Annotated in this window: 13 protein-coding genes; 10 read left to right on the forward strand and 3 right to left on the reverse strand. The window is 66.6% G+C overall.

The genetic code is table 11. The features are described from left to right. Nucleotides 1-71: 71 nt before the first annotated feature. The 3 genes from lptF to AB6730_RS03390 all read left to right on the forward strand — a co-directional run bounded on the left by lptF (nucleotide 72) and on the right by AB6730_RS03390 (nucleotide 3,702). The gene (gene lptF, locus AB6730_RS03380; RefSeq protein WP_371022244.1) at nucleotides 72-1,175 is read left to right on the forward strand and encodes an LPS export ABC transporter permease LptF; all 1,104 of its coding nucleotides are present in this window, start codon (nucleotides 72-74) and stop codon (nucleotides 1,173-1,175) included. Next, nucleotides 1,175-2,272 (forward strand): LPS export ABC transporter permease LptG, encoded by a 1,098-nt coding sequence (gene lptG / locus AB6730_RS03385; RefSeq protein WP_371022245.1) that lies wholly within the window; start codon nucleotides 1,175-1,177, stop codon nucleotides 2,270-2,272. Before lptF ends, lptG begins: the two co-directional genes overlap by 1 nt. A 122-nt stretch (nucleotides 2,273-2,394) precedes the next feature. After that, nucleotides 2,395-3,702 carry a hypothetical protein gene (locus tag AB6730_RS03390; RefSeq protein WP_371022246.1) on the forward strand — a complete coding sequence of 436 codons (1,308 nt, stop codon included), beginning with the start codon at nucleotides 2,395-2,397 and terminating at the stop codon, nucleotides 3,700-3,702. A gap of 7 nt (nucleotides 3,703-3,709) precedes the next feature. Here AB6730_RS03390 and AB6730_RS03395 read toward each other — a convergent pair whose 3' ends face one another. Continuing rightward, nucleotides 3,710-7,222, reverse strand: coding sequence for an ATP-binding protein (locus tag AB6730_RS03395; protein WP_371022247.1), 3,513 nt, complete (start codon nucleotides 7,220-7,222; stop codon nucleotides 3,710-3,712). Nucleotides 7,223-7,336: 114 nt separating this feature from the next. Between AB6730_RS03395 and AB6730_RS03400 the strand changes: the two genes are divergently transcribed. From AB6730_RS03400 to AB6730_RS03420, 5 genes are all read left to right on the forward strand, one after another. Beyond that, the gene (locus AB6730_RS03400; RefSeq protein WP_371022248.1) at nucleotides 7,337-8,791 is read left to right on the forward strand and encodes a GTPase; all 1,455 of its coding nucleotides are present in this window, start codon (nucleotides 7,337-7,339) and stop codon (nucleotides 8,789-8,791) included. Between the two features lie 102 nt (nucleotides 8,792-8,893). After that, complete coding sequence (locus tag AB6730_RS03405) at nucleotides 8,894-9,517, forward strand: YceI family protein (RefSeq protein ID WP_371022249.1); 624 nt, start codon at nucleotides 8,894-8,896, stop codon at nucleotides 9,515-9,517. After that, a complete protein-coding gene (locus AB6730_RS03410; protein WP_371022250.1) occupies nucleotides 9,501-10,085 on the forward strand; it encodes a cytochrome b in 585 nt (194 codons plus the stop codon). Before AB6730_RS03405 ends, AB6730_RS03410 begins: the two co-directional genes overlap by 17 nt. Then, entirely contained in the window at nucleotides 10,082-10,642 is a 561-nt protein-coding gene (locus AB6730_RS03415; RefSeq protein ID WP_371022251.1) for a YceI family protein, read from the forward strand. The genes AB6730_RS03410 and AB6730_RS03415 overlap by 4 nt, the downstream gene beginning before the upstream one ends. Before the next feature lie 7 nt (nucleotides 10,643-10,649). Continuing rightward, nucleotides 10,650-11,996, forward strand: a complete 1,347-nt coding sequence (locus AB6730_RS03420; RefSeq protein ID WP_371022252.1) for a DUF697 domain-containing protein — start codon at nucleotides 10,650-10,652, stop codon at nucleotides 11,994-11,996. A 39-nt stretch (nucleotides 11,997-12,035) separates the two neighbouring features. Here the strand turns inward: AB6730_RS03420 and AB6730_RS03425 are convergent, their stop codons facing one another. After that, nucleotides 12,036-12,260, reverse strand: coding sequence for a glutaredoxin family protein (locus AB6730_RS03425; protein WP_371022253.1), 225 nt, complete (start codon nucleotides 12,258-12,260; stop codon nucleotides 12,036-12,038). 73 nt (nucleotides 12,261-12,333) lie between these two features. On the opposite strand from AB6730_RS03425, the gene AB6730_RS03430 reads away from it, so the two are divergent. Continuing rightward, nucleotides 12,334-13,716, forward strand: coding sequence for an L-serine ammonia-lyase (locus tag AB6730_RS03430; RefSeq protein ID WP_371022254.1), 1,383 nt, complete (start codon nucleotides 12,334-12,336; stop codon nucleotides 13,714-13,716). Between the two features lie 28 nt (nucleotides 13,717-13,744). Here AB6730_RS03430 and AB6730_RS03435 read toward each other — a convergent pair whose 3' ends face one another. Continuing rightward, nucleotides 13,745-14,125: a hypothetical protein gene (locus AB6730_RS03435; RefSeq protein ID WP_371022255.1), complete on the reverse strand. Its 381-nt coding sequence runs from the start codon at nucleotides 14,123-14,125 to the stop codon at nucleotides 13,745-13,747. 160 nt (nucleotides 14,126-14,285) lie between these two features. Here AB6730_RS03435 and AB6730_RS03440 point away from each other — a divergent pair, with 160 nt between their 5' ends. Further along, nucleotides 14,286-15,956 carry an APC family permease gene (locus AB6730_RS03440; RefSeq protein WP_371022256.1) on the forward strand — a complete coding sequence of 557 codons (1,671 nt, stop codon included), beginning with the start codon at nucleotides 14,286-14,288 and terminating at the stop codon, nucleotides 15,954-15,956. Nucleotides 15,957-16,443 lie beyond the last annotated feature (487 nt).

The following is a 16,443-nucleotide window of genomic DNA, read 5'->3' on the forward strand; positions in this document are numbered from 1 at the left end:
GGGGTCCGGACAGGCTAGACTTATGGTTTGCCGGCCGGGACTGACGCGGCACGAACCGCCAATTCTATCAAATGCTCAGCATCCTCGACCGTTATTTCCTGCGCGAACTTGCCTATGGGGTGCTCGCGACGGCCATCGTGCTGCTGGTGATCTTCGCCGGCGGCGCGTTCGCGACCGTGTTGCAGAAGGTGGCCAACGGCAGCATCCAGCCCAGCGTGATGTTCGAGGTGCTGGGCTTGCAGATGGTCGACCTGCTTTCCACCCTGCTGCCCATGTCGGCCTTCCTCGGCACCCTGATCGCCCTGGGCCGCATGTACCGCGAGAGCGAGATGCACGTGCTGGCCTCCTCGGGCATGGGCCCGCGTGGCATGCTCCGTCCGGTCACCCTGCTGGCCGTGCTCTCCACCATCGTGGTGGGCCTGGTCTCGCTCTGGCTGGGCCCGATGTCGGCACGCACGGCCGACCAGGTCATCGCCGCGGCGAACAAGTCGGTGATCGCCGCCGGGCTCGATGCCGGCCGTTTCACCGAATTGCCCGGCAAGGGCGGCATCATCTTCGTCGACACCTTGAGCCGCGATGGCACCGTGCTGGGCAAGACCTTCCTGGCCACCGACCGCACGGACAGCGAGGGCCGTCCACAGGTCCGCGTGATCAGTGCGAAGCATGGGCGCATGTACCAGGAAAGCGATGGCCAGAACCGCTTCCTCGCCCTCTACGATGGCTGGCAGTTCGAGATCCCCCTGGCCGCCGACAACTGGCGGCGGATGAAATACGAACGCAACGACGCTTCGCTGTCGTCCATTTCCGACGATGACAGCGACACCGATCCGGCCCACGAATCGGCGACGACCGACCTGTTCAAGGACATCACGCCGGAGAACCTCGGCGAACTCGTCTCCCGCTTCGCCGCGCCGGTCAGCACCCTGGTGTTGATGATGATGGTGTTGCCGATGTCGCGGCAGGCACCCCGCGACGCCCGCTACGGGCGCCTGCTGATCGCCGTGCTGGCGTACTTCCTCTACGTGGTCTGGCAGTTGATCGCACGCGCGCAGATCATCAAGGGCCACCTGCACACCTCGGCGCCCATCTGGGTGTTGCACGCCATCGTGTTCGGCGTGGCGGCCTGGTATTTCTGGCGACAGAACAGCGCCCGGCGCGTCAAGGGAGCCCACTGATGGCCACGCTGACCGTCAAGCGCGCCGACCGGCTGATCGGCGCCAGCGTCCTCGGCACCCTGCTCCTCGTCTGGCTGGTGCTGACCGGTTTCGACGCGCTCACGCAGTTCGTGCGCCAGCTGGGAAATATCGGCAAGAACGGCTTCACGCTGTACGACGCCATCGCGTACATCATGCTCACGGTGCCGCGGCGCCTGTACCAGATGTTCAGCAACGCCGCGTTGATCGGTGGCCTTCTTGGCCTGGGTGGCCTCGCCGCCACGGGAGAACTGACCGCCTTGCGCGCGGCGGGGATGTCGAAGCTGCGCATCGCCGCCTCGGCGGCGGGCGTGATCGCCGTGCTCACCATCGGCGTCGTCATCATGGGCGAAACCGCCGGCCCCTACGGCGACCAGCATGCCCAGGCGATCCAGGTGCGCATGCGCTCAAGCAACCTGGGTTCCACCAGCAGCGGCCTGTGGGCGCGCGACGCCGGCAAGATCATCAACGCCAAGTCGGCCATCGCCACGCAGGACGGCGACCGCACCACGGTGAAGCTGGTCGACGTCCGCGTCTACACTTTCACGCCGGACGGCCAGGTGAGTGTGTTCTCGCACGGTGACAGCGCCATCCACGATGGCAACCGCTGGGTGATGACCAACGTGCGCACCACCACGCTCGACGCCCAAGGCACGCATTCCTCGCACGAGGACACGCAAACCTGGGCTTCGCGCCTGAACCCGCACGTACTCGAACAATCGGTGATCCACCCCGAATACCTCTCGATGGCCGACCTGCGCCGCAACATGCGCTATCTCGAGGCCAATGGGCAGAATCCCGGCGCCTACGCCGTGGCCTTCTGGGGACGCGCCCTGTTCGCGGTGAACACGCTCGTGCTGGTCCTGTGCGCCATGCCGTTCGCCTTCGGCTCGCTCCGTTCGGGCGGCCTGGGCAAACGCCTCTTCATCGGCATCATCCTCGCGATCGGCTGGTACTTCCTGCAAGGCGCCATGGTCAACTTCGGCACCGTGTACGGCATGCCACCGCTGCTGGCGAATCTTCTTCCGACCACCTTGCTGGTCGTGGGGGCGCTCGCGTACTTCAGGCGCTTCGGCTAGCTACGATCCGGGTCGGCGAAGGCAACGCAGGATAGCGCCTACACCCGATGGCTTATGGACGCCGCCGGACCCTGTGGCCTTAAATATCCATGTGCCTCATCAGGAGCGCCAAGGAGATCGCCATGAAGGGAAGCAGTAAACCTGCCCGGGCAGGTGACGTCGATACATCTTTCGGAGTGGACGGCAAGGCCGTGCTGGCGGTGACAACGGGCGTCTCGATGGACCTCAATGGGAAACCCGCCGCGGCGATCCCCGAGGATATCTCTATCGCGACATTTCGACTGACACTTGGCTCCGACGAGCGCATTTTCGGGGCCTTCTCCATCACCTCCACCGCATTGAAGGCCGGATTCGTGAACCTCGCGAACGACGGCACTCCGCTCCCAGGCTTTGGGGGCGAGGGAGGCTACATCTTGCCGGAGAACAACGACAAGGTATCCGGTCGACAAGTCTTCCAACGAATCGGACGATCGACCCTTCTCTGCGCAAGAATCAACAACAGTACGGTCGATGATGGGTTTGCCATCTTCGCCATCAATGACGATGGCACACCGGATGAGGCCTTTGGGGACCATGGCACGGTATCCTTCATCAAGGATGATGAGCTTCCCCGTTTTCTGGGATTGGACATCGTGTCGGCGGACGACTCCCACATCCTGCTCACGGCTGGCACGTTAGGGGATGGATTCTTTGGTGCCGCGATTATCCGACTGAAACCCGATGGCTCGCGCGACACGACGTTCAATGGCTCCGGCATCCGGTGGTTGAACGAAGACTATCAAGGAACCACCATGGGCAGGCGCCTGCTAGCTGCTCGGCAAGGCGACTACATCGTGGTATGTCCCGAGACAGGCACCCGGGTCCGCCGCTACCGATTCGACGATGGCGAGGCCGATCTTTCGTTCGGCGTCGACGGTTCGGCCGAACTCGTTTATCCCGATGAGAATCCGAAGTCCCTTACGTATATCGAAGCCATGAGCATCGACAACCGGGGTCACTTGTGGTTTGCCGGAAAGTGGATTGACGCTCTTGCCGATGTCTTCACCGACAAGTACGGATTACTCGTGTCGACCGACGCAGACGGCCATCCGTCGCCGGCTTTCGGAACCGGTGGGTTCAAGATCGTGAAAAAAGATTCGGGCAACATGGAGTTCTCCTATCTTGCCCAAGATAGTGAAGGCCGAATCCTCTTCGGAGGCAGGCGAATGTCGACGATTGAGGATGTCTGGTGGGGAGTCGTCGGACGGACCTTATCGTCGGGAGACATCGATCTTGACTTCGGCACCGAAGGATTCATCGATTTTCTCGATCTCGGCAGCATCGTCGCCGCCTCTCCGGAGTTCGTGTACCAGCCAAAGGCGGGACGCATGCTCTCGTATAATGAGGGGGCCCTGCAGAACGAAGGCACGATCCGGGCATTCGTGACCTGACTGCGTCTTACGTGACCGGCGCTGGATCGGATGTGTTCTCCAGCGCCCTTTCGAGCACACTATCCAGGTCGTCGCCCGTCATGGGTTTGCGCAACAAGGCGTCCATGCCGGCCTCGCGGATCGCCGCCAGTTCGTCGCCGGCGGAGCGCGCCGTGACAGCGATGATCGGCAAGCCATCCAGATGTTCCATGCGGCGGACGAGGCGCGCCACCTGGAAGCCATCGACCACCGGCAGGTCCAGGTCGAGCAGCATCGCGTCGAAGCTGCCGCGCGAGAGTTCCGTCATGGCGGCAAGCCCGTCGGCGACCGCCGTGACCACATGGCCGCGCCTGCCTAGCAAGCCGGCGATCACCTCGCTGACGAGGGCGTCGTCCTCGACCAGGAGCAGCCGTTTCCCGGTGAGGGCGAACGAGGGGACGGGGCTGCCGGCATGACCCTCACACGTACACGCTTCGAACGGCAGTTGCACGACGAAGGAGCTGCCCCGCCCTGGCTCGCTGCTCACGCGGATGCTGCCGCCCATCAGGAGGCAGAGCTCGTGGCAGATCGCAAGGCCCAACCCGCATCCCTGGGCGCGCTGCGGTGACCCACCCTGCTCGAACCGGGAAAACACTCGTGAGCACAATGCCGCCGACATGCCCGGGCCGGTGTCGTTCACCGTCATGACGAGGGTTCCGCCATCGCGCGCCATGTGCAAGGACACTCCACCGCGCTCGGTGAATTTCACCGCGTTGTTCACGAGATTCTGAAGGATCTGGCGAAGGCGGATCGCATCGCCGCGGATGGCCTCCGGCACGCCGGCGTCGATCGCCGATGAGAGGACCAGGCCCTTCTCCCCCGCGCCGCCGGTAGCCAAGGCGACCACCTCGTCGCCGATGGCGCGTAGCGAGACACAATCCGACTCGAGAACCAGGCGGCGCGATTCGATCCGGGTGATGTCCAGCGCATCGTTGACCAGCCGCAACAAGGTGGCTCCCGATCGGCGGACCGCCTCGACATAGCTTCGCTGGGTATCGTCGAGCGGGGTCCTCGCCATCAGTTCGGCCATCCCGAGCACACCGGTCATCGGCGTACGGATCTCATGGCCGAGCGTCGCCATGAAATCGGTCTTTGCCGCGTTCGCTTCTTCGGCAAGGCGCTTCTGCTGTTCGGCAAGCTTGAGCCGCATGGCCTGGCGAACGCGCCGGCGCGTGCTGACGACGATGGCGAAGGCGACGCCACCCAGGGCGACCGCATAGGCGAGCCATGCCCACCAGCGAAACCAGGGCGGCGCGTCGACCGTGACCGTCAGCGGTTCGGGAAGCGATCCCTTCACGTCGTCACGCCCCGAGCCGGAGATCACCAGTCGATAGACGCCCGCGCGGAGCGGGCCGAAGTTGCGCTCGCCATCCTTGCCCGTGCGCAGCACCGTCGTACCGCCATCGTGCTCGAGCGTGAAAACAAGGTGGTTACGATCCGGATTGACGTAGGAAAGCGCACGCGCCCGCACGATCAGTTCGCGATCGTTCCAGGCGAGGCGCAATGATCCATCGTCGACCGGCACGACCTGGCGAATGCCGCCACGAGATACCGTGGCGCCGAGCACGGCGATGGCGGGCGCCCGTACGTGGTCGCGCTGACGATCGGGCCGGAATCCCACGAGGCCGCCGAGGGTGGCGCCGTACATCGTGCCGTCGTCGAGTAGCACCGTCGTCGCGTTGGTGAACTCGCCACTGGCCAACCCGTCGGCAAGCCCGAACGGACGAAAGTTGCCGCCGGCCGGATCGAAACGCCAGACCCCTGTGTGCCCGTACAGCCAGATGCGGCCAACGACGTCGCGACGCACGTTGAGGATATCCGACGAGGGGAATCCATCCGCGCCACCGACGTGGCGATCGCGTCGTGCTCGCCGGCCGTCCCAGCGGTAGTGTTCCAGTGCATCCGGGCGTACGACCCAGAAGCCGTCTTCCTCGGGTTCGAAGGCATTGATCCGGCCGGGCGCGACACCTTCGATGAAGCGCATCTCGCCCGAACCGCGGTCGAGCCGGGCGAGACCGGCCAGGCTGGACTGCCAGAGCTCACCACCGACGATCTCGATCTGGCGCGTGTCCGCCGCACCGCGCCGCGACTCGGCGAAGGGAACCGTGGTGGCCTGGGTGAACTTCGTATCGAGCGCGAAGAGGCCCTGGCCCAGCGAGGCGACATAGACGGTTCCGTCGTTACCCGCGACGATCGCCGTCACGGGCCGGTCGACGCTTCCCCGCAACAGTGGCTGCGCGCGTCCTCGCCGTGCGAGCGACAGGCCGTCCACCGTCCCGATCAGAAGGCCGCGCGGTACCTCGAGCAACGATTGCACGCGTACCGGCTCGATATCGAATCCTTCATCGGTACGCCCCGTGGCGGGATTGAAGCGACGGATCCACCCGCGCAGGCCGCCGACCCACAGTTCCGTGTTTCCGTGCGCAGCGACGGCCGTGACCGCACGCCCGGGGAAACTGAAGCGGTCGGTGGCGACATGGGCGAAGCGGGTGAAGTCTTCCCACGCCGGCCCGAGGTAGGCCAGCCCACCATCGCTCAGCGCGAACCACAGGCCATGCTCACGGTCCTCCAGCATGCCGCGCACGGTGCGCCCGGGTAGTCCACCGGATGCGGTCCAGGAGCCTGGAACGGTGTGCAGTCGCCCGTAGCGATCGAGCATCGACAACCCATCCACGCCGGCGAGCCACAAGCTGCCGTGGCTGTCGACAAGGGAGGCATAGGCCGTCGATACCGGGAGGCGCCGGTCGCGGCGCAGCTGGCCGTCGTGGGCCAGGCGATAGAGCCCGCGTTCGGTCGCGAAGCGCAACTCGGCCGCATGGCCGTCGATCCGAAGCACGCGCGGATGGCTTCCGTCTTCGAAGGGCACCCGGTCGATCCGGCCGGACGCGTCGACGACATCCACGCCACCATCCGAGCCGATCCACACACGACCGTCGTCCGACGCATGGACGGCACGAATCGATGCCGACGATGGTCCGCCGGCACCCGCGTCGCGATGCTCGAAGGCGCTGCCGTCGGCCCGCATATGGGCCAGGCCACCACCGGTTCCGATCCAGATCGAACCGTCGCGCGCCTGCGCGATGGCGCGAACGTCGTTGTCGGCCAGGCTGTCGTGCCACTGCACGAAACCCCCGTTCGCGGGGTCGTAGCGCCCGAGGCCCATTTCGGGTCCGCCGATCCAGAGTCGGTCGGTGGAATCCACCAGCAGGGCCACGACGCCACCGGTGGGCAACGGGTGGCTGAAGTCCGGGCCGATGCCTGGGGTGGTGAATTCGACGCCATCGAAACGGGAGAGGCCCACCGACGTGCCCACCCAGACGAAACCACGGGCGTCCTGGGCCACGGCCTGGACCTTGCTGCTGGGCAGGCCTTCGTGCAATCCGTAGCTACGGAACTGTGGTGTGGGGACCGGCGGCATGGTGGCCGCGTCGGTGGTGAGAGGGGCCGCGATCATGAGGATCGCGGCCACGAGGATCCATCTCGTGATGAGCGTGTGATGCATTACGCAGGTTCCCGGTACGAGCCCGATGATGGCATGCCGGTGGCGGCGGCAGAATGGGCGGACCCGGGCCGGGGACGTAGGTGCTCGCCTACTCGCTGCCCGTAGAATGGGGATATGTCCCGCCGACTCCGCCTCCTCGTCGCAACCATCGGCTTCGCCGCCGTTGTCTGGCTACTGCTGGCGGCACTCGACCGCGCCCTCGCGCTGGCCCAGCGTTTCATGGGGTTGCCCGAGGGTTTGCGCTGGGTGGTGGGCGGTCTTCTGGTCGTCCTGGCGGTCCTTGGCGCGGGCCTCGCCGCATGGTGGCTGCGCCCTCGCAAGCCACGCGCTCCCGTCCTCGCGCCGGACCGGGCGTCACTCGAGACGCGGATCGCCCGGCTGCGCGACACCGCCGCCGACGTTGAGGAACTTCGTAGTGAGCTGGATGAACTCGACCGTCGCCGCGAGAGCGCGCACGTCTATGTCGCGGTGTTCGGCGAGATATCCACGGGCAAGTCGACCCTGATCGCCGCGTTGATACCGGGCGCTTCGCCGTCCAGCGACGTGCTCGGCGGCACCACGAGGGAGATCGCGCATTACGAGGGCGACACACCGGCGGGCGAGCGCTGGACGATCGCCGATGTGCCCGGTTCCGCCGAGGCGGACGGTGAATCGCGCGAACGCCTCGCCCGGCACGAAGCGCTGCGCGCGCACGCCGTGGTCTACGTCTGCGCCGGCGACCTCACCCGCACCCAGGCGGACGAATTGCGCTGGCTGGGCGACTTCGGCAAGCCATTGCTGCTCGCGGTGAACAAGGCCGACCAATGGGTGCCTGCCGAGCGCGAGCGCATCCTGGCCCGCGTTCGCGAACAGGCCGCCGGCATACCGGATGCCGTGGTCGCGATCAGTGCCGGTGGAGAGGAACGCTTCACACGGCGCCTGTCCGATGGCGGTACCGAGGACGTCACCCGGAGACGCGCCGCCGATGTGCAGCCACTGCTCGATGCGCTGCGCCGTCTCCTGGCACCGGGTGCGGCCGCGCTGGAGGCGCTGCGCGAAAACGCGGTACTCGCCGGCCTGCACGAACGGACGGCGGAACAGGAAGCCGCGCACCGCGCCGTGGAGTCGGAGCGCATCGTCCACCGTTACGCGCGGCGCGCCATCGTCGGCGCGATGGCCGCGGTCGCGCCGGGAAGCGACCTGGTCATCCAGGGCATCCTGGCCACGGGCATGGTTCGCGCCCTGGCCGACCTCCACGGTGTCCGCGTGACCGACGTCGAGATCGACAATCTCCTGCGCCAGGTTCGCATGACCTTGCGCACCGGGACCTCGGTGGTGCTCGCCGTGGCGGGTAACGCGATGAAGGCTTTCCCGGGCCTGGGCACGCTTGGCGGCGGTGTCTTGCACGCTTTCGCCTATGCGCTCATTTTCGACAGCTTCGGACGCGCCCTGGCGGCGACGCTCGCCGAGCGGCGCACGCTGGACCAGGCCGATGCGAGCGAGCGGATGCGCGAACTGCTCGCGGACGCCGGGACGTCACGCCTGCGCCGCCTCGCCGAACTGACCGGCGAAGTCTTGCGGGATCGCTGAGTGAACGATCCGTTCGCCGCAACCGGGCTGACAAGGCCGCACGGCTCGGCCACACTCCTTCCATCGGCCGCCCGGCGGCCCCATGGCAGCAGGCTACCCCGCATGCGTCTCGCCCGTTTCATCCTGCCTTTCGCGCTGGCCGCCGCACCGCTCGCGGCCGACGCGGAAGCCGTCACGTATCGCATCGATCCGGTGCACAGCCAGGTCGTCTTCAATGTCGACCACAACGGCTTTTCACGATCGTTCGGCCGGTTGCGCATCACGAGCGGCACGATCGTTTTCGACCGCGACGACTGGTCGAAATCCTCCGTCGACGCAACCATCGACCTGACCTCCGTGGACATGGGCGACAAGGACTGGGACAAGGCGGTACGCGGCTCCAGCCTGCTCGACGCCGATCGCGCCGCCACCGCGCGCTACACCAGCGAATCGGTGGAGAAACGAAACGACGACGAAGGCGTCGTGCATGGCAAGCTCACCCTGCGCGGCACGACCTTGCCGCTGGACATTCCGTTCCGCGTGAACCGCATCGGCAAGACGATCTACGGGCTGCACACCGTGGCCGGTTTCTCGGCCCAGGTCATTCTCGACCGCACCGCCTACGGCATGACCTCCAACCGCAACTCGATCGGTACCGGCGTATCGGTATGGCTGGAGATCGAGGGCATCCGCGGCGGTGAATCCGCCGACCAGAACAAGGAGACGAACCATGCCGCTGCGCAGTGATCATGCCCGCTGGAGCCCCGTCGCCAAGACCTTCCACTGGACGATGGCCTTGCTGATCCTGGGCAACGGCGCGTTCGCCTTCTGGATGGATGGCCTCAAGCCATCGCTGCACAAGATCAACATGTTCGCGCTGCACAAGTCGATCGGCTTGACGGTGCTCGCGCTGTTCCTGCTGCGCGTGCTCTGGCGCGCGGTCGACCGCCGTCCGCACGACGAGCCCGCCCCCGCCTGGCAGAAGGTCGCCGCGCACACGGTGCACGGTTTCCTGTACCTCCTGATCGTCGCGATTCCCCTGACCGGCTGGGCGTACAATTCGGCGCACGGTTATCCGCTGCAGTACTTCAAGCAGTTCAACCTGCCGGCCTTGCTGGAGAAGAACGAAGCACTGTCCAACGCCCTCGGCGCGGTGCACGAATACCTGTTCTGGTTCCTGCTCATCGTGCTCGTCGCCCACGTCGGTGGCGCGCTCAAGCACCACTTCGTCGACCGCGACGACACCCTCCGCCGCATGTTGCCGTTCGGCCGCGCGAAGCGGAACACCCCCACCCTTCCCGGAGATGCCCCATGAACCCGACGATCCGCCGCCTGTCCACGCTCGGCCTCGCCCTGGCCCTGCCTTTCGCCGCTTCCGCCGCGGACTACAAGGTCGGCCCCGGCAGCACGCTCGGCTTCAGTGGCAAGTTCCAGGGCCAGCAGTTCGACGGCAGCTTCGGCAAGTTCGACGCCGCGATCAGTTACGACCCGGCGAACCTCGCCGCGTCGAAGTTCGACGTGAACGTCGACGTCGCCACCGCCAAGACCGGCGATAACGACCGCGACGGCGCATTGCCCGGCAGCGACTTCTTCGATGCATCGAAATTCCCGAAGGCGCACTACGTCACCACGGGCTTCAGCAAGGATGCCAAGGGCAACGTCGTCGCCAACGGCAACCTCACCTTGCACGGCGTCACCAAGCCGGTGGCGCTGAAGGTCGCTTTTTCGCCGAACGCCGGCGGCGCGCGGCTGTCGGTCACGGGCACGGTGAACCGCCTCGACTTCGGTGTCGGCAGCGGCGACTACAAAGACACGACGACCATCGCCAACGAGGTGCTGGTCAACGGCTCGCTGAACCTGCTGCCGAAGTAAGCGGCCCATGACGGGCTGGCGCGAACGCCTGCGGGACATCGCCGGCCGCTTCCGCAGGAGCGGCGTCACGGCGGCGCCTGCCGCGGACGAACGGGGCGGCGCGGTGGCCGCCAGCCTTCGCGGCCTGCTCAATGACCCCTCGATACCGTCCAACGTCCGCGAGGCGATGGCCGCCGACTTCCAGCGCGTCGAGCGCATGCTCGACCGCCTGGAGAACGAGGAGTTGCACGTGGCCGTCTTCGGTCGCGTATCCGCCGGCAAATCGGCGCTGGGCAACGCCTTGCTCGGCCGTGACGCCTTCGAGGTGGGCGTGCTCCACGGCACCACCACCGAGGCCGATGCGGCGCGCCTGGACGAGGCGGCCAGCGCGGGCCTGGTGCTGATCGATACGCCGGGAATCAACGAACTCGGCGGTGAGGCACGCGAGAAACTCGCTTTCGAGGTTGCCGAGGTGAGCGACCTGATCGTCTTCGTCGCCGACGGCGACCTCACCCGCGAGGAGCGTGACGCGCTGCGTACGCTGGCCTCCACGCGCCGCCCACTGCTGGTCGCGCTCAACAAGGCCGACCGCTACAGCGACGAGGAACGCGAAGGCCTGCTCGAACGGCTTCGCCAGCATGCCGCGAACCTGGTCCGGCGAGAGGATGTCATCGCCGTGGCGGCACGGCCGGCCCCACGCGATATCGTGGAAGTGGATGCCACGGGCCAGGAGCGCCATCTCAGCGAGCCTCGCGCCGCCGACGTGGCGGCGTTGAAGGCGCGCCTGCTCGCCATCGCCGAACGCGAAGGCAAGACGTTGTCGGCGATCAACGCGGGCCTGTTCGCCGGCCGGCTGACCGACCAGGTCAGCGAGCGTATCGCCGCGACCCGCCGCGACGTCGCCTCCGGTGTCATCCGCCAGTACTGCATCGCCAAGGCCGTCGCCGTGGCGTTGAATCCCGTGCCGGTGGCCGACTTGTTGCTCGCCGGCGGGTTGGATGCGGCTATGGTCGTGCAACTCGGGCGCGTCTATGGGCTGCCCCTGACCCGAAGCGAATCGGGGCGGCTGGTCGTCGTCATCACCACCCAACTGGCCGCGCTGATGGGCGCGGTATGGGGCGTCCAGCTGGTGTCGTCGGCGTTGAAGGGCTTGAGCGGGGGATTATCCGTGGTGGTCACCGCGGCCGCCCAGGGCGCACTGGGCTGGTACGCCACGGTGCTGATCGGCCGCGCGGCCGAACACTATCTCGTCACCGGGAAGTCCTGGGGCGAACACGGTGCCAAGCGCGCCGTGGCCGAGATCGTCGCCAGCCTCGACCGGGATTCGATCCTGCGCGAAGCGCGCGAGGAAATCCTGCGGAGGCTGCGCAAGTAGGCATCGCCCTGACTTTGTGGGAGCCGGCTTGCCGGCGATTCACGCCGCGAAGGCCCGCACCGCCCCCACATCGAACGGCCACTCCAACTCCACCCCATCGCCCCGCCGCAGCACCGGCACCCGCGCCCCATAACGCGCCTCCAGCCCGTCGTCGTCATCGATCCACACGGAAACGAAATCCGGAAACCGAGCCTCCGCCAGCACCGCCAGGGCCTGGTCGCAGAGATGGCAGTCGTCGCGCTGGAACAGGGTGAAGTGGGACATGCGCCGGTGTATGGGGTCGTCGGGCCTCGCAGCGTAGAATAGTGGGCTCCCCATAGCCAATCCTCCCGCAGCCATGGCAGTCAGCGTCTTCGACCTCTTCAAGATCGGTATCGGCCCATCTTCGTCCCACACCGTGGGCCCGATGCGCGCCGGCGCGCGTTTCGTAGAGCATTGGCTGGAGGAAAAAGGCGTGCTGGATCGCGTGGCCCGCGTCCGCTGCGAGCTGTTCGGCTCACTGGCGATGACCGGCCGCGGCCACGGCACCGACAAGGCCGTCTTGCTGGGCCTGGAGGGCGAATGGCCCGACCGCGTCGATCCGGACACGATCCCGGCGACACTCGAGCGCATCCGCAGTGGCAAGCGCATCCGCATCCTCGGCCGCCACGAGATCGCCTTCGACGAGAAAGCCGACCTCGTCTTCAACAAGCGGCAGAAGCTCCCGTTCCACACCAACGGCATGCGGTTCTCCGCCTACGATGCCGAAGGCAATGAACTGGCCACGCGCGACTACTACTCCGTCGGTGGCGGTTTCGTGGTGAATCCGGACGAAGCGGCGGAAGACCGCATCGTGGCCGATACCAGCGAGCAGCCGTTCCCGTTCTCTTCCGGCGACCAGTTGCTGGCGCTGTGCAAGGAACACGGCCTCACGATCGCGCAACTGATGATGCGCAACGAAAGCATCTGGCGTCCCGAAACGGAGACCCGCGCCGGCCTGCTCAGGATATGGAAAGCGATGCAGGACTGCGTGGAGCGTGGCCTTCGCTCCCCCGGTGTCCTGCCGGGTGGGCTGAAGGTCAACCGCCGCGCCCCGACGATGGCCGCGGAGTTGCGCGCGCAGCCGGAAGCCGCGCTGCGCGACCCACTCACCATCCTCGACTGGGTCAACCTCTACGCGCTCGCGGTGAATGAGGAAAACGCCGCCGGCGGCAGCGTGGTCACCGCGCCGACCAACGGCGCCGCGGGCATCGTCCCCGCCGTGCTGCACTACTACCGGCGGTTCTGCCCGGGGGCCAACGAAGACGGCGTGGTCGAGTTCCTGCTCACCGCGGGCGCCATCGGCATCCTCTACAAGGAAAACGCCTCCATCTCCGGTGCCGAAGTGGGCTGCCAGGGCGAGGTCGGCGTCGCTTGCTCGATGGCCGCCGGTGGCCTCACCGCGGCGTTGGGCGGGACCGTGACCCAGGTGGAGAACGCCGCCGAGATCGGCATGGAGCACAACCTCGGCCTCACCTGCGACCCCATCGGCGGCCTGGTGCAGATTCCCTGCATCGAGCGCAACGCGATGGGAGCGGTGAAGGCGATCAACGCCAGCCGCATGGCGCTGAAGGCGGACGGCAAGCACCATGTGTCGCTCGACAAGGTGATCGCCACCATGCGCGACACCGGTCGCGACATGAAGGACAAATACAAGGAAACCTCGCGAGGCGGCCTGGCGGTGAACGTCATCGAGTGCTGACCGAGCCTGTCCGCGATTGCGGTGAACCTCAGCGCGACGGGCACAGCCTCGGCAGCCGGTCGACCGTCTCGACCCGTACCGGCTGGTCTTCGCCCCACCAGTTGGCCACCGCCGTATAGCAGATGCGCAGCTTCCCCCGGCGGGTGTCGAAGCGCTGCTTGCTCGTGTACGCGAAGCATGAAACCGATGCCAGGTGGCCTAGTTCACGCATCGCGATGGCGCACCGCCGCACGGCCTCCACGGGGTCTTCGCCGGGATACAAAGTGAAGTAAAAACCCTTGGCGGTGCGGTCGTAGGACTCCGAATCGATCAGCCGGCCCTTGTCGCTCCATTGCTCGGCGGCTGCGGCAACGCCGCATGCCGTCATGGCAACGAACAACATGGTGCTGGCGACCGCCTTCGAACGCATCCGAACCCCTTGATCCCTACCGCGTCGGCCAGTGTATATCGACGCGGTGCCGGTTGGGGTACGGCCATCACTGGCTGACAGGGAGGTCCCGGGCTGTCATCATCCGGCCCTTGTGCCGCCCTGGGCCGGGGTCCACCCGTCCCGTCCGACCGGAGTCACCATGTCTCATAGCGCTATTCGCCGCGACGTCGGCGCCTTTGCCCTCATGCTTACCGGCCTGGGCTCGATCATCGGCTCAGGCTGGTTGTTCGGTGCCTGGCACGCCGCCCAGCTTGCCGGCCCCGGTGCCGTCTACGCCTGGATCATCGGCGCCGTCATCATCCTCTTCATCGCGATCACCTACGCGGAACTGGGCGCGATGTTCCCGGAATCCGGCGGCATGGTCCGCTACGGCCACTATTCGCACGGGTCGCTGGTCGGCTTCATCGCCGGCTGGGCGAACTGGATCGCCATCGTCTCGGTGATCCCCGTGGAGGCCGAGGCCTCGGTGCAGTACATGGCTTCGTGGCCGTGGGAATGGGCCGCGTGGACCAAGGACCTGTACGTGGTCACCAACGGTCATGGCGAGCTCACGCCACCCGGCCTCGCCATCGCGGTCGTGCTCGTGCTGGTCTACTTCTTCCTCAATTTCTGGAGCGTGAAGCTGTTCGCCAAGAGCAACACGGCGATCACCGTCTTCAAGCTCGTCGTCCCGGCGGCCACCGGTGTCGCGTTGATCGCTACCAGCTACAACCCCGGCAACTTCGACATCGGCGCGCACGGCGGCACGCACGCGATCGACATCTCGTCGATCCTCACCGCCGTCGCCATCTCGGGCATCGTCTTCAGCTTCAACGGTTTCCAGAGCCCGGTGAACCTCGCCGGCGAAGCGCGCAATCCGGGCCGCAACGTGCCGCTCGCGGTGATCGGTTCGATCCTGCTGGCCACGGTCGTGTACGTGTTGCTGCAGGTGGCCTTCATCGGCGCCGTTCCGCCCGACCAGCTCGGCAACGGCTGGGCCGGACTCGAATACGCGTCGCCGTTCGCGCAGCTGGCCACCGCGCTGATGATCAACTGGATGGCCATCCTGCTTTACGCCGACGCCTTCGTCAGCCCGAGCGGCACCGGCGCCACCTACACCGCCACCACGGCGCGCATGATCTACGCGATGGAGCGCAACGGCCAGTTGCCGAAGATCTTCGGTCACATTCACCCGCGCTTCGGCATCCCGCGCCCGGCGATGTGGCTGAACCTCGTGGTGAGCTTCATCTTCCTGTTCTTCTTCCGCGGCTGGGGCACGCTGGCGGCGGTGATCTCGGTGTCGACGATCATCTCGTACCTCACCGGCCCGGTGAGCGTGATGACCCTGCGTCGCACCGCCCCGGAACTGAAGCGCCCGCTGCGCATCCCCGGCCTGTCCGTGCTTGCCCCGCTGGCCTTCATCTTCGCCACCGAACTGCTCTACTGGGCGAAGTGGCCGCTCACCGGCGAGATCATCCTGTTGATGGTCGTCGCCCTGCCGATCTACTTCTATTACACCGCCAAGAGCGGCTGGGAAGACTTCCGCCGGCACCTCCAGGGCGCCTGGTGGCTGATCGTCTACCTGCCGGTGATCGCGCTGGTCTCCTACGCGGGCAGCAAGACCTTCGGCGGCCACGACTACATTCCCTATGGCTACGACCTCGCCGTGGTCGCCGTGCTGGGCGCGATCTTCTACTTCTGGGGCATCGCCACGGGCTGGCGCACGCCGATGGTGGAAGCCGCGCGCTTCCACCACGACGAACTGGAGCCGGGCGAGCCGGACTTGCCGCCAAGTGCGGACGAGGCCGAGAAGATCGTCGGCCACCGGTAAAAAAAGGCCGCCCTTCGGGGCGGTTTTTTTTTGGGTCTTCGCGCCGGGGGCGCTTGGTGCCGGGCTCGGCTTCGCCCTCGCATTCGTTGTGCGGCGTGGCGGGGGAGCTGCCGCGCCACGTGCCGCTAGTCACCAGCCCCTTGCCGGTTGCCGGTTGCTGGTTGCCGCACCCGGGTGGGAAGCGGGCTGGCCCGCGATTCCTCGATCTTCTCGCTGGCGAAGGAAGCCTTGCGGTGATCGGGCGAGGCTTTCCACCGCTCGCTCGATTGCGATGCAGCCTCCTTCGCTCGACAGAGGGTGGCGAATCGCGGGCCAGCCCGCTTCCCACCTGGGTGAGGGAGCCTCACGGGAGGTGGCTTGCACGTGCGGTGTCCATCCCGGCGACGGGTGTTGCTCTTTGCCGCACGACACCTCAGTGCCCGGAAGAGCCGTCGGCCGCCACCCTCGTGGCGACTTGTGGAACCGAGGAGCGCCGGGCGAAAAGGCC

The sequence above is a fragment of the Luteibacter sp. RCC_6_2 genome (genome assembly GCF_041360655.1).
Lineage (GTDB): Bacteria > Pseudomonadota > Gammaproteobacteria > Xanthomonadales > Rhodanobacteraceae > Luteibacter.